Source organism: Allobosea robiniae (assembly GCF_900102525.1).
GTDB classification, from domain to species: Bacteria; Pseudomonadota; Alphaproteobacteria; order Rhizobiales; family Beijerinckiaceae; genus Allobosea; species Allobosea robiniae.
The window spans coordinates 351,119-365,465 of record NZ_FNBZ01000006.1 but is presented as its reverse complement, the minus strand read 5'-3'; the positions used below and the strand labels follow the sequence as shown (position 1 = coordinate 365,465).

Genomic DNA, 14,347 nt, shown 5'->3' with positions numbered 1-14,347 from the left:
AAACGGAAAAGCCCGCTGCGCAACGCAGCGGGCTTCTTTCATGCGTTGGAATTCGGCGGCGCGATCAGGAGCGGCCGGCGAGCCTGTTCCACCAGCCGCCACGCTTCGGCCGGTCCGGGTCCGGCTCGGTCAGCACGACCGCGACGGGCTCCTCGGCAGGTGCGCGAACGGGTGCGGGTTCCGGCGCCGGAGCGGGCTCGGCCGGGGCCGCCGCGGTCTCGGGAGCAGCGACCGGGGCCTCGGCCTTGGCCTCGACAGGAGCGGGAGCAGCTTCCGCAGCGGCTTCGCCCCCCTCGGTGATCGGCACGACCTTCTTGCGCGAGCGGCTGCGCTTGGGCTTCTCGGCCTCGATCGGAGCAACCTCGGCGGCGACCGTCTCGGTCTTGGCTTCGGTCTCCTCGGCGGCCTCGGCCTTCGGCTTGCGGGCGCGGCTGCGCTTCGGCTTGGCGGGCTCGGCCGCAGGCTCCTCGACGACCGGTTCCGGGGCGACTTCGGCGGCGGCTTCGGCAGCCGGCTCGGCCGTTGCCGTGGCCGGGATGGCGGCGTCGTCGCCGTCTTCCTCGCTCTCGTCGCCTTCGTCGTCACCCTGCGCGCCGTCGAGCTGCTGGCCCTGCTCGTCACGCTCGCCGCCACGCCGGCGGCGGCGGCGGCGACGGCGACGGCGTCCATTCTCGCCCTCGCCACGCTCGGACTGGTCCTGAGCCTCGGCGGCGGCGGTCTCGGTGCCGCCGGTCTCGGCGTCGAGAGCGGCCGCTTCCGCGGCGGCATCCAGCGCCTCGTCATCGACATCCGACGCGATCGCCTCGGCCTTGAAGCTGATCGGGACGACGCGCCCCTCATTGCCGACGAATTCGCCGCGCTCGACCTCGAAATAGCGCGTGCCCAGCAGGTTCGCGTCGGTCGAGATCGTGATCGCGATGGCGAAGCGGGTCTCGAGATCGGCGAGATGGGCACGCTTCTGGTTCAGCACATAGAGCGCCACCTCCGGACGGGTCCGGACGGTGAGATTGTGCGCGGCGCTCTTGATCAGCGTCTCCTCCAGCGCGCGCAGGATCTGCAGCGCGACGGAAGAGGTCGAGCGGATCATGCCGGCGCCGGCGCAGTGCGGGCAGGGCACCGAGGACGATTCGAGCACGCCGGTGCGGATGCGCTGGCGCGACATCTCGAGCAGTCCGAAGGCCGAGATGCGGCCGACCTGGATGCGGGCGCGGTCGTCCTTCAGGCACTCCTTCAGCTTCTTCTCGACGGCGCGGTTGTTGCGGTTCTCCTCCATGTCGATGAAATCGATCACGATGAGGCCGGCGAGATCGCGCAGGCGCAGCTGGCGGGAGATTTCCTCCGCCGCCTCGAGATTGGTCTTGAGGGCGGTGTCCTCGATATTGTGCTCGCGGGTCGAGCGGCCGGAGTTGATGTCGATCGCGACCAGCGCTTCGGTCTGGTTGATGACGATATAGCCGCCGGATTTCAGCGTGACCGTGTTCGAGAACATCGCGTCGAGCTGGCTCTCGACGCCGAAGGAGGCGAAGAGCGGGGTCTGCTCGCGATAGGCCTTCACGCTCTTGGCCTGGCTCGGCATGAGCATGCGCATGAAGTCCTTGGCCTCGCGATAGGCCTCCTCGCCGGCGACGTGAACCTCGTCGATATCCTTGTTGTAGAGATCGCGGATCGAGCGCTTGACGAGGTTGCCCTCCTCATAGACCAGCGCCGGAGCGACCGAAGCCAGCGTCAGCTCGCGCACGCTCTCCCACATCCGCATGAGATATTCGTAGTCGCGCCGGATCTCGACCTTGGTGCGCGAGGCGCCGGCCGTGCGCAGGATCAGGCCCATCCCCTCGGGAACCTCGAGCTCGGTCGCGATCTCCTTGAGGCGCTTGCGGTCCTCGGCATTGGTGATCTTGCGCGAGATGCCGCCGCCCTTGCCGGTGTTGGGCATCAACACCGAATAGCGGCCGGCCAGCGAGAGATAGGTGGTGAGCGCCGCGCCCTTGTTGCCGCGCTCTTCCTTGACGACCTGGACCAGGATGATCTGACGGCGCTTGATCACCTCCTGGATCTTGTACTGGCGGCGGTGGCTGCGCTGGCGCCGCTCCGGCATGTCGTCGAGGGCGTCACCGCCGCCGAGCTGCTCGGGAGCCTCTTCGGTCTCCTCGTTGCCGTTCTCGTCGTCGCCGTCGTCCTCGGACGGCTTGCGGGCCTCGGTGTCCGAGCCCTCCGGCGCTTCGACCGAAACCTCGGTCGCTTCGACGGAGACGGTCTCGAAGGTCAGCGGCGCAGCATTCGCAGCGGCGTCCTCAGTGGTCGATTCGGCGACATCCGGCGCGAAATACTCACCGAAGGCGGGCGCGCCCTCGTTGACCATGGCGGCTTCCTTGCCGTCGGTCTCGACCTGGACGTCCTCGCCGGTCGCTTCGACTTCCGCCGAAACGGTCTCGTCGGCAGCGGCCTTCTTGGCGCGGTTGTCGCGATCGCCGCGGCGGCCACGGTCGCGGCGACCGCGCTTCTCGCGCTTCTCCTCGTCGCGCTCTTCGTCACGCTCGGCACGGGCCTCGTCGTCGAGCAGCGCCTGCCGGTCGGCGACCGGGATCTGGTAGTAGTCGGGATGGATCTCGGAGAAGGCAAGGAAGCCGTGGCGGTTGCCGCCATACTCGACGAAGGCGGCCTGGAGCGAAGGCTCCACCCGCGTCACCTTGGCGAGATAGATATTGCCGCGCAGCGGCTTGCGGCTGGCGGATTCGAAATCAAATTCTTCGACGCGGGACCCGCGGACCACCACGACCCGGGTCTCCTCCGGGTGGGTGGCATCGATAAGCATCTTGTTGGCCATAAGTCGTTTCCATTGGCGCGGCCGCCAACCAGGGCCGCGCGGCTACGGATGCTAGTCCGCCGCCGCGGGCAGGGGCGCCGCGAAAAGACCGGGATGAGCCGGCATGTTGCAGGAGGGAGAAGGAAGCGGTCGAGACAGGAAGGCGGCTCGGAACAGCCACCCGGGCGCAAAGCCCGGCGCGGTTCCGCAGGTTCGGACGGTTCACCGATGGTGCTAGCGGCGTCTTATGCCCCGTCATCTGTCCTGACCTGCGATGCTCCGGCCGGGCGGCCAGGCGCATCGCGTTTGCACGCTCGCAAGACAGGGCAGGGCGCAGAAAACACGCAATCCCGATGCCAACCGTCTGCGGACGATCCGTTGCGGTCGTCTTGTTGCCGCCACTCCGGTCCGGAGCGGCAGCCCAGCCTGCTTCGGACGCCGACGGATCGCACGATCCGGATGTGTCCCTCGGGCAGGCTGACAAGCAACCTGTTCCATTACAGACAGGTGATAGTGATTTGCAAGTCACATGACGCGTGCATCTCACGCCGCCCTCGGCAGGGCGGTTCACGGTCTCGGGAAGAGATGGTAACGGGCTGTTAGGATTTCAGCCCCGTTATGGTTAAACCCTCGTAACAATAAGCGGGATCTTTCACCTGTTCTCGTGCATCCGCCGCGCCGATTCGAGCCGTTGCGATGCGCCGTGGCGATCCCGGGCGCTGCGGTGCGTGCTCGCCGTCGCTTGCCTGCTGGCGACCGGCTTTTCGCCGGCCTGGGCGGAGACGAAGGCCGAGCCGCGGCCGCAGAGCGAGTATCCGGTCGCGACCGACGCCCGTATCGAGCAGAACGGCGAGACCGTAAGCCTTTCGATGATGCTGTCCTCGGCCGTCGCGGTCGATGCCTGGGTGCAGGTCTCCCCGGACCGCGTCATCGTCGAACTGCCCTCGACCAATTTCCAGATCCGGCCTTCGGTGAAGCGCAGCGCCGGCTTCGTCAGCGGCTATCGCTACGGCCTGTTCACCGCCGACAAGGCCCGAATCATCATCGACCTGTCGCATCCCGCCGTCATCGCGAAGGCCGAGGTGAAGACGGTGCGGGGCGGCTTCGGCGAACTGACGATCGAATTGAAGAAGGTCGCGCGGGCGGAGTTCCTGGCCGAGGCCGACAAGGTGCGCAGGCCGGGACCGGTTGCTCCTGCCACGGCACCCGCAAAGGCTGCCGGCGAGACGCGCCGCACCATCGTGATCGATCCCGGCCATGGCGGTATCGATCCGGGTGCGACGGTTGCTGCCATCGCCGAGAAGGTGGTGGTTCTCGCCTTCGGCAAGGCACTCAAGGAGCAGCTCGAGGCCAGCGGCCGCTATCGCGTCGTCATGACCCGCGACGACGACCGTTTCGTCTCGCTCGGCGATCGCGTGCAGATCGGGCGCGGCGAGCAGGCCGACCTGTTCGTCTCGATCCATGCCGATTCGCTGACCCAGGCCCAGGAGGTCCGCGGCGCCACCGTCTATACCCGCTCGGAGCGTGCGACGGACGCCGAGGCCGCCCGGCTTGCGGCCAAGGAAAACGAGGCGGATGCCGCCGCAGGACTGGAAACCAGCGAGGAACTGCAGGATGTCGCCGGCATCCTGCAGGATCTCGCCCGGCGCGAGACGCGGACCTTCACCGGTGTCTTCGCGCGCAATCTTGTCGAAAAGCTCGGCGGTTCGATCAAGATGCACAAGGTCCCGCTACGCTCGGCACGGTTCTGGGTGCTGAGCGCGCCGGATGTGCCGTCGGTGCTGATCGAGCTCGGCTACATGTCGAGCCCGAAGGATGCCGAACTGCTCAATTCGCCGGAATGGCGAGGCAAGGCGGTGACCGCCGTTTCTTCCGCGATCGAGGATTATTTCGCCCGCGAGCGGGCTTCCGTCGGCAAGGCGGCCGAGAACCGGAACTAGCCGCTCCGGTTGCGCCCGGCCGGGATCGGCGGCAGGGATGGGGAAGCGGCCGAATCGTCGGCGGCGTGCCTGCGTAGCGTTCCGAGGACTGTCGGATGGTGCGGAATGTGGTCGCGAAGCCACGGTTCCGCCATCTCCGTCATGTTATAGCTTTGATTTGCGAAGCGCCCCGATCCGGCGCCCGCCGGTGAGAATTACGGGGTCCAGGGCCTGAGATGCGGTTCATTCTGCGAATCTTCGGATGGTTGTTCGCCGCCGGTGCGATCGCTTTCGTGATCGGCGCCGCCATCGCCGGCGGATTGATCTGGCATTACTCGCAGGATCTGCCGGACTATGCCCAGCTCAGGAACTACGAGCCGCCGGTGATGACGCGCGTCCATGCGGGCGACGGCAGCCTGATCGCCGAATATGCGCGCGAACGCCGCCTTTATCTGCCGATCCAGGCCGTGCCGAAGCTGCTCATCGACGCCTATCTCTCGGCCGAGGACAAGAATTTCTACAAGCATATCGGCGTCGATCCGGAAGGTCTGGTTCGTGCCGCCATCTCGAACTTCCGCAACCGAGGCGCGAATCGTCGGCCGCAGGGTGCCTCGACGATTACCCAGCAGGTCGCGAAGAACTTCTTCCTCAGCCCCGAGCAGTCGATCGAACGCAAGATTCGTGAGGCGCTCGTCGCGCTGAAGCTCGAATCGACCTATTCGAAGGACAAGATCCTCGAGCTCTACCTGAACGAGATCTATCTCGGCGCCCCGGCGCCGGGGCAGGGCAGCTATGGCATCGCCGCCGCGGCACTGAACTATTTCGGCAAGTCGGTGCATGAGCTGAACCTGCAGGAAGCGGCTTACCTTGCAGCGCTGCCGAAGGCGCCCTCCGACCTCCATCCCTTCCGCAACCGCGACCGCGCAATCGAGCGCCGCAACTACGTCATCGATCGCATGGTCGAGAACGGCTATGCCAAGCGCGAGGCGGGTGAAGAGGCGAAGAAGCAGCCGCTCGGCGTCAACCCGCGCACGGTTTCGCCCAACAACATCGCCGCCGGCTACTTCGCCGAGGAGATCCGGCGCGAATTGCAGGACCGCTATGGCGAGAAGAAGCTGCTCGAAGGCGGCCTCTCGGTCCGCGCCACCGTCGACCCGAAGACCCAGTTGATGGCCCGCAAGGCGCTGGTCGATGGGCTGGTGCGCTTCGACGAAGCGCGCGGCTGGCGCGGCGCCATCCAGAAGATCGACCTTGGCGGCCAAGACTGGGGTGCCGTGGTCGGCGAACTGCCGGTGCTCGGCGACGTGGCGCCATGGCGGCTCGCGGTGGTGCTCGACGTCAACGGCGACAGCGCCAAGCTCGGCCTGCATCCGCTGCGCGATACCGCCGGTCATCTCAACAAGGAGCGCCAGATCCTGACGCTCGCCGCCGACGGCATCAAATGGACCCGCCGCGGCCGCATCTCGCAGGTCGTTTCCGTCGGCGACGTCGTCTATGTCGAGCCGATGGAGAGCCGGCCGGGTTATGCGCGGCTGCGGCAATTGCCCGAGGTCAACGGCGCCATCGTCGCGATGGACCCGTTCTCGGGCCGCGTGCTCGCGATGGTCGGCGGCTTCAGTCACGATCAGTCGGAGTTCAACCGCGCGACGCAGGCGCTGCGCCAGCCCGGCTCCTCGTTCAAGCCCTTCGTCTACGCGACCGCTCTCGACAACGGCTACACCCCGTCCAGCATCATCCTGGACGCGCCGATCGAGATCGATCAGGGGGCGGGGCTCGGTATGTGGCGCCCGGAGAACTACGACGGCAAATCGACCGGACCGCGCACGCTGCGCTACGGCATCCAGTTCTCGAAGAACCTGATGACGGTGCGGCTCGCCAAGGATGTCGGCATGCCGCTGATCGCCGAATATGCACGCCGCTTCGGCGTCTATGACGATCTCCAGCCGGTGCTGTCGATGTCGCTCGGCGCCGGCGAGACCACCGTGATGCGGATGACCGCGGGCTATTCGATGCTGGTCAATGGCGGCAAGCGAATCCGGCCGACCCTGATCGACCGCATCCAGGACCGCTCGGGCTCGACGATCTTCCGGCATGACCAGCGGGTCTGCGAGGGCTGCAATGCCGAGAAATGGGCCAATCAGCCGGAGCCGCGCCTGGTCGACAACCGCGAGCAGGTCCTCGATCCGCTGACCGCCTACCAGATGGTCTCGATCCTCGAGGGCGTGGTCAACGCCGGTACGGCGACGGTGGTCAAGTCGGTCGGCAAGCCGCTCGCCGGCAAGACTGGCACGACCAACGATGCCAAGGACGTCTGGTTCGTCGGCTTCTCGCCCGACCTCGCCGTCGGCGTCTATATGGGCTTCGACAAGCCGAAGTCGCTCGGCACCTCGGCGACGGCCGGCCAGTATGCCGCGCCGATCTTCCGCGACTTCATGAGCGCGGCGCTGAAGGACAAGCCGGCGACGCCGTTCCGCGTGCCGGCCGGCATCAAGCTGATCCGCGTCGACCCCCGCACCGGCATGCGCGCCGGCGGCGAGGGCGGCATTCTCGAAGCCTTCAAGCCGGGCACGGCGCCGCCGGACAGCTATTCGGTGATCGGTGCTGCCGGCGACGGCAGCGCGCCGCTCAATGTCGGGCCGGGAGGCGGCGGCCGCGCCGTCGGTTCCGGCACTGGTGGGCTCTACTGAGCTGACAGCAGGTTTTTGACGCCCGGAGATGACTCCGGGCGTTTTTCCTTTCGGGCCGACGATCATAGTCGCCTCGACCCGGCGCGCTGATGATCGCTCGGGCGTTTACAGCGCCGGCTTTCGCCCCTATCTCAGCGCTCAAGTTCAGCTCACAAGGACGTCCAGACGGAATCATGCGCCCCGAAATCCAGACGCAACTCGATAACGCCAAGCAGTCGATCGGACTGCTGAGGAGGCATCTTTGACTGGGATGCCGCTCAACGCCGCCTAGCGGAACTCAACGCCCTCTCCGAGGGACCCGATTTCTGGAACGATGCTGAAACCGCGCAGAAGCTGATGCGCGAGCGCACCTCGCTGGAAACCCAGATCGAGGGCATCGGCAAGCTCGAGCGCGAGCTCGACGACGCGCTGACGCTGATCGAACTCGGCGAGATGGAGGGCGACGAGGCCACCGTCACCGAGGGCGAGCAGGCGATCAAGGCCGTGCAGGACGAAGCGGCGCGGCTGCAGGTCGAGACCTTGCTTTCGGGCGAGGCCGACATGCTCGACACCTATGTCGAGATTCATCCCGGCGCGGGCGGCACCGAGAGCCAGGACTGGGCCGAGATGCTGCTGCGCATGTATCGGCGCTGGGGCGAGCGGCGGAAGTTCAAGGTCGAGACGCTCGAGTACCAGGATGGCGATACGGCCGGCATCAAGTCGGCGACGCTGCAGTTCAAGGGTCATAACGCCTATGGCTGGCTGAAGACCGAATCGGGCGTGCACCGTCTCGTGCGCATCTCGCCCTTTGACTCGAATGCCAGGCGGCAGACCTCGTTTGCGTCGATCTGGGTCTATCCGGTCGTCGACGACCGCATCGTCATCGACGTCAACGAATCCGACTGCCGCATCGACACCTATCGCGCGCAGGGAGCCGGCGGCCAGCACATCAACACGACAGATTCGGCGGTGCGCATCACGCATATCCCGACCGGAATCGCGGTGTCCTGCCAGCAGGAGCGTTCACAGCACAAGAACCGGGCCAAGGCCTGGGACATGCTGCGCGCGCGCCTCTACGAGGTCGAGCTGAAGAAGCGCGAGGACAAGGCCAATGCCGAGCAGGCCTCCAAGACCGATATCGGCTGGGGCCACCAGATCCGCTCCTATGTGCTGCAGCCCTATCAGCTGGTGAAGGACCTGCGCACCGGCGTCAGCTCGACGGCGCCGTCGGAGGTGCTCGATGGCGATCTCGATGCCTTCATGGAGGCGTCGCTGGCACAGCGCGTCTACGGCACCGAGGTGGAAGTCGAGGATATCGATTAGTCTCGGCTGCCAAGGCGAACAAAAAAGGCCGCGCCCGAAGCGCGGCCTTTTTCATTTCGGGCTGGTCCTGTCAGAGCGCCTTCGCGAGCAGCTTGCCGCCGGCACGCAGGAAGCGGGTCGGGTCGACCGGCTCGTCGTTGATGCGGGTTTCGTAATGCAGGTGCGGTCCGGTCGAGCGACCGGTGGTGCCGACCCGGCCGACCACGGTCCCCGCCTTGACCATCTGCCCGGTCGAGACCGAGATCGCCGACATGTGGGCGTAGCGGGTGCTCAGGCCATTGGCATGCTCGACCTCGACCATGTTGCCGTAGCCGCCATTGTACTCGGCCACCACGACCTTGCCCGGTGCGGTCGCCAGGACCGACGAGCCGGTCTCGGCCCGGAAATCGACGCCGGTATGCATGGCGAGACCGCGGGTGAAGGGATCGGTGCGGTAGCCGAAATTCGAGGTGAAGTCGTGATCGCCGGCCATCGGCCGGGAGAGCGGCAACTGTTCGATCACGCCGCGCAGGCGCAGGACCGACGCCACGCGCGGCTGGAGGGCGCTGAGCGTGGCCGCGAAGGGGCTCTCCGACGGGTCGAGCTTCACCGGCACGAAGGGGCCGCCCATGCCGCCGGCCGAGGCCGCCGGTGCGGCGAGGCGATCGGCGTCAAGCCCGGTTTCGGCGAGCGCGCTGCGCAGGCGCTTCTGCGTCACGGCGAGGGTCTCGTCCATCTCCTTCAGCGTCGAGAGCTGCGCGTTGGACGTCCTGGCCATGGCGCCGTCAAGCTTCGTCAAGGCGGCATCGACACGCTTCGCCGGGGGCTCGGCCGGTGTTTCGCCGGACTGCCAGCCACTATCGGCGCCGCGCAGCGAAGGTGTCTCGGGCGCGGGCGTCGGCTTGCCCGGCAGGATCGGGGCGAAACTGGTCACGCCGGAGGCGCGGATCGGTTCGCCGGGCTTGATGACCTGCGAGCGCAGCGGCAGCTTCGCGGCCGGCATCAGGCCATTGGATTGCAAGGTGTCGGTGAGCGCCGCCACGAGCGACTGGCGCGATTCGATCTCGGCCTGCCGGCTGGCAAGTTCGTCGACGCGCGATTCGACACCGTCCTGATCGAGGAGGGCGCGGCTGGCGTAGCGGTCGATATCGGCCCGCAGCGCGGAGATCCGATCCTCATAGGCGTATTGGCGCGATGTCTCGCGGGCGATCAGCCTCGCGGCAAGATCATCCCTGCTGAGGATGTACCAGCCGGCGCCGCCGCTGCAGGCCGTGCTCAGGGCGAGCCAGGCGAGTCCTGCGAGCATGGTGGAACGGCGCACCGTATAGGTTTTGTGGGAGACCAGGCCGACGGTCGGGAGGGCGGGAGCTGTCTGGGACTGATGATGCATACGCGGAACCGATAATCACGCTGCCGATACCCTCATCAGACATTGTTAGGGTTAATCTTTCGCAAATCCCGGCACGCACAACGCTCCTGCGATGCTTCAAAGTTCCTGGGCGGCCGCGAGCACCTCTTCGGCGTGGCCGGCAACCTTCACCTTGCGCCAGATCCGGGCGAGGCGCCCTTCGGAATCGATCAGGAAGGTCGAGCGTTCGACCCCCATGTATTTCCGGCCGTACAGGCTCTTTTCGACCCAGATGCCGTAGGCGTTCGCCAGAGCCTGCGTCTCGTCGGCGAGGAGCGGGAAGTCGAGCTCGTATTTGCGTTTGAAATTGCCGTGCTTCTTCGCCGAATCGGGCGAAACGCCGATGATCTCGGTGCCGCAGGCCGTGAATTCCCGGCGCAGGCGATTGAAGGCGATGGCCTCCTCGGTGCAGGCGGGGGTGTTGTCCTTGGGGTAGGCGTAGAGCACGACCTTGCGGCCGCGCAGCGCGCTAAGGTCGATCTCGCCACCGCCGTCGCGGGGCAGCGTGAAATCCGGCGCTTTGTCGCCTTCCTGCAATGCCATGGCCGCCGCCTTCCTTTCGTCGCCTTCTCGCTGCATGGAGCGCGTGACCCGGCATGGCGGGACGGCTCGCGGCAAAAACCTGCGAATCGTCGGGTGATTCCGTTTCCGGATTGCCGAATCGCTTCGTCTGACCGCATCGACATGCATGCCGCCTTCAGGGATTGCGGCAAGGGGCGATCGGCCGCACCCTGACACGAGCCGGCGCAGGCGCCGAAGAGGACCACGCGGATTTTGGCAGACCAGGAAGCAAGGGCTGTGGCTGCGGGGCAAGGCGAAGCGCTGCCCGCGAGCGAAGCCTGCGATGTCGCGATCGTGAAGCGGCGCGCCAAGGCGGGTCTCGTCACCATCTGCGTCGCGGTCACGGTCGCCGTGCTGGTGCTGGCGGGGGCGGCAGCGACGCTCATGGTCACGGGCATCGTACCGCTGTCGGGGCTGGAAGGGCGCATCACGGCTGCCATCGAGGCGCGCCTGGGACCTGACTGGAAGGTCACGGCAGCCTCGGCCGAGCTCGGCCGCATCGACGGGCATTCGCAACTGCGCGTCCGGCAGGTTTCGTTCCAGCATGTCAGCGGCGCCGTGATCCGGGCGCCGGAAGCGGTTCTCGGCTATGCGCCGCTCGCGCTGCTCAGGGGCGAGATCAAGCTCGTCTCGGTCGACCTGCGCGGCGTCAATGTCCGCCTCGGCGTCACCAAGGACGGCGCCCTCGTGGTCAACGCCGATTCGGCGCCGGCCGAGACGCCGCCGCAGCCCAGCGTCCCGGATGCGGCGCAGTGGAACGCCTTCACCGGCATCATGGGAGCGATTTCGACGCTGGCGCGCGGCGACGGCATTCTCGGATCGCTCGAGGAAGCCGGCATGAACGGGGCGCGGCTCTCGCTGGTCGACCCGGAAGGGCGCCAGAAGGCCGGGCTGGAGGATGTCGAGATCAAGCTGACCCGCATCGCCCACCGCGGCACGCGGATGACGATGAAGGGGCGCACCGGCCAACGCTGGAAGGAGCTCGCCGTCGATCTGTCGACCGAGGCCGACGGTACGCAGCGCGCCGATATCGATATCCTGCGCTTCGAGCCGGCGGAAGCGGTCGCGCTCGCCTTTGGAAAGGGCGGCGTTCTGGTCGAGGGCCTGCCGCTGCAGGGGCGCGCCATCTTGCGGCAGTCCCCGGACGGCAAGAAGTCGATCACCGCCCGGATCGCGGTTCGGTCCGGCACGTTGCGCTTTCCCGAAAGCCCGGTCTCGTCCTTCGCCCTGGATTCGGCCGATATCGAGATGGCGAGCGGCGCCGACCTGTCCGAGCTCAACATCGTCCGCAGCGAGATCAAGGCCGGGGCGACGCAGCTTTCGGCGACGGGCTCGCTGCGCGAGGATAATGGCGGCTGGCGCATCGCACTGGATGCCAAGGGCCAGCTTGCCGGCGTCGACGCCGATCCGCCGGTCCAGATCGACAGCCTGAAGGCCGCGGTCAAGCTCGACCCTGCCAATAATGCCGTGACCATCGACTCCGTTTCGTTGCGCGGGCCGCTCGCCACCGTCGACATGTCGGCCATGGTTCAGCGGGTGAACGGCTCGCCATTGCAGCGCTTCGCGATCAAGGCGAGCGATTCCGATCCCCGCGCGCTGCTCGCGATCTGGCCTGCCTTCACCTCGCCGGATGTGCACGGCACGTTGCGGCGGCAGCTCGCGGCGGGGCGCATCAAGTCGCTGTCGGTCGATCTCGACCTGGCACCGGAGGATCACGCCCGCCTGCTCAGGGGCGAGGGCATGCCCGATGCTGCGCTCTCGGTGATGATCGATGCCGACCGCGTCCGCTATCTCCCCGATCCGGGTCTGCCGCCTCTGGTCGATGCGACCGTGTCCGGCCGGGTCGGTGGCAGCACCGTCCAGCTCGCCATCGGCAAGGCGACGGCCGAGCTCGGCGGTGGCCGCAAGCTCGAGTTGAGCGAGGGCAGCTTCGCCATGCCCGACTATCATGTGCACCGCGCACAGGCGCGGATCGGCTTCCGCTCGGTCGGCTCGATGGATGCGCTGGCGGCGCTCTTCGCCTTTCCGGCCCTGAAGGAGTTCAACCCCGGCAAGATCGACCCGGCGGCGATCAAGGGCACGAGCGACCTCAAGGTCGGCATCACCCTGCCGCTTGCCGATGACCTGAAGCCGGACGAGGTCGTCGTGACCGGCACCGGATCGCTCGCGAGCGTCGCTTCCGACACGCTTCTGGGAACCGAGAAGCTCGACGCCGGCAGCTTCGCCGTCAATCTCGATCGCAACGGGCTGTCGCTGCGTGGCGATGCGCGGGTCGGCGGCGACAAGGCGCAGGTCGAGCTCAAGCAGAACGGCAAGGGGCAGGGCGAAGCAGTTCTGCAGCTTGCGCTCGATGCCGCGGCCCGGCAGCGACGCGGCTTCGGCACTGACAGCGGGATTTCCGGGACATTACCGGTGAAAGTGGTCAAGTCGCTCGGCAAGGGCGCGGAGCAGCCGCCGCGCGTCGAGATCGATCTCGCCAAGGTCGCGCTCGACGGTGTCGTTCCCGGGCTGAGCAAGCCGTCGGGGCGGCCTGGCAAGGTCGGTTTCGCCTATGTCGCGGATGCGGATGGCCCCGACCTGGAGGATTTCTCGCTCGAGGCGGGCTCGGCCCTGATCAAGGGACGAATCGAGCTGAACAAGCAGAACGGGCTGGACAGTGCGAGCTTCTCCCAGTTCCGCCTGTCGCCGGGTGACAACCTGAAGGTCGATGCACGGCGGGATGGCAGCGTCGTCAAGCTGACGGTGCGGGGCGCGGTCGCCGACCTTCGCCCCTTCATCAAAGACCTGCAACGCCCGGGATCGTCGGGCAAGGGAGCTAAGTCCGGGGCCAAGGGCGGCGATTACGACGTCGATCTCGACGTGCCGATCCTGACCGGCTTCAACAGCGAGGCGATCACCAGCGGTACGCTGAAACTCGCGAAGCGCGGGGGGGATATCCGTTCCGCGAATTTCCAGGGCCGGATCGGCAAGGCCGATGTTTCCGCCCGGCAGGGCCGCCAGGGCGAGGGCGGGCAACTGGTCGTCCAGTCGGAGAACGGCGGCTCGCTGCTGCGCTTCCTCGATCTCTACAACAAGGCCCATGGCGGCGATCTCATGCTCACGCTGGGACCGGGAGAGAACCAGAGCGGCGACCTGCTGTTCCGCAACTTCATGGTCCGGGATGAGCCGGCGCTGCGCCGCGTGGTCGGCGCGCAGTCGTCGCGGGCCTTCGCGGGCGATGGCGCGGCCGAGCAGCACATCGACGTGAGCGAGGTCGCCTTCACCAAGCTCAAGGCCGAATTCACCCGCTCGGCCAGCCGGCTCGACGTTTCCGACATGGTGATCTGGGGCCAGCAGGTCGGATTCACCTTGCAGGGGCATGTCGATTATGGCCGCGACCGCGTCGATATCGGCGGGACCTTCGTGCCCGGCTATGCCTTCAACAACGCTTTCGCCCAGGTGCCCGTCGTCGGCGCGCTGCTCGGCGGCGGCAGCCAGTATGGCGGGCTCTTCGCGGTGAATTTCCGCATCTCCGGCGCCGCCAGCGCACCGACCATGTCGATCAATCCGCTCTCGGCCCTGGCGCCCGGCATCCTGCGCCGCTTCGTCGATCCGCTCGGCGGCGCGCCGGCGCAGAAGCCGAGGCAGACGCAGCCGCGCTGAGGCGCCTGACAAGTAAGGTGCGGCATTGCTATCCGCCGGTCATCCC

At 67.1% G+C, this 14,347-nt stretch carries 7 protein-coding genes; 4 read left to right on the top strand and 3 right to left on the bottom strand.

The features are described from left to right. Nucleotides 1-64 precede the first annotated feature (64 nt). Complete coding sequence (locus BLQ70_RS18480; protein ID WP_091859567.1) at nucleotides 65-2,824, bottom strand: Rne/Rng family ribonuclease; 2,760 nt, start codon at nucleotides 2,822-2,824, stop codon at nucleotides 65-67. Nucleotides 2,825-3,531: 707 nt separating this feature from the next. Between BLQ70_RS18480 and BLQ70_RS18475 the strand changes: the two genes are divergently transcribed. The 3 genes from BLQ70_RS18475 to prfB all read left to right on the top strand — a co-directional run bounded on the left by BLQ70_RS18475 (nucleotide 3,532) and on the right by prfB (nucleotide 8,711). Then, on the top strand, nucleotides 3,532-4,743 hold the full coding sequence (locus tag BLQ70_RS18475) for an N-acetylmuramoyl-L-alanine amidase (RefSeq protein ID WP_091859564.1): 1,212 nt from the start codon (nucleotides 3,532-3,534) through the stop codon (nucleotides 4,741-4,743). Nucleotides 4,744-4,958: 215 nt separating this feature from the next. Then, nucleotides 4,959-7,409, top strand: a complete 2,451-nt coding sequence (locus BLQ70_RS18470) for a penicillin-binding protein 1A (protein ID WP_091859561.1) — start codon at nucleotides 4,959-4,961, stop codon at nucleotides 7,407-7,409. Between the two features lie 173 nt (nucleotides 7,410-7,582). Beyond that, nucleotides 7,583-8,711, top strand: a protein-coding gene (gene prfB / locus BLQ70_RS18465) for a peptide chain release factor 2 (protein ID WP_139163582.1) whose coding sequence is annotated in 2 segments (ribosomal slippage) — nucleotides 7,583-7,651 and nucleotides 7,653-8,711 — 1,128 coding nt in all. Because the reading frame shifts where the segments join, the coding sequence is not laid out codon by codon here. A gap of 70 nt (nucleotides 8,712-8,781) precedes the next feature. Here prfB and BLQ70_RS18460 read toward each other — a convergent pair. Next, nucleotides 8,782-10,080 (bottom strand): M23 family metallopeptidase, encoded by a 1,299-nt coding sequence (locus BLQ70_RS18460; RefSeq protein ID WP_091859556.1) that lies wholly within the window; start codon nucleotides 10,078-10,080, stop codon nucleotides 8,782-8,784. A gap of 96 nt (nucleotides 10,081-10,176) precedes the next feature. Then, nucleotides 10,177-10,641, bottom strand: coding sequence for a peroxiredoxin (locus BLQ70_RS18455; protein WP_091859553.1), 465 nt, complete (start codon nucleotides 10,639-10,641; stop codon nucleotides 10,177-10,179). Between the two features lie 255 nt (nucleotides 10,642-10,896). Between BLQ70_RS18455 and BLQ70_RS18450 the strand changes: the two genes are divergently transcribed. Beyond that, entirely contained in the window at nucleotides 10,897-14,301 is a 3,405-nt protein-coding gene (locus tag BLQ70_RS18450; protein ID WP_091859550.1) for a hypothetical protein, read from the top strand. Nucleotides 14,302-14,347: the final 46 nt, after the last annotated feature.

Excerpts from the sequence above, each read along its gene's own strand:
- BLQ70_RS18480 (WP_091859567.1), bottom strand. The coding sequence starts at position 2,824 with ATGGCCAACAAGATGCTTATCGATGCCACCCACCCGGAGGAGACCCGG.
- BLQ70_RS18470 (WP_091859561.1), top strand. The coding sequence starts at position 4,959 with ATGCGGTTCATTCTGCGAATCTTCGGATGGTTGTTCGCCGCCGGTGCG.
- BLQ70_RS18460 (WP_091859556.1), bottom strand. The coding sequence starts at position 10,080 with ATGCATCATCAGTCCCAGACAGCTCCCGCCCTCCCGACCGTCGGCCTG.
- BLQ70_RS18455 (WP_091859553.1), bottom strand. The coding sequence starts at position 10,641 with ATGGCATTGCAGGAAGGCGACAAAGCGCCGGATTTCACGCTGCCCCGC.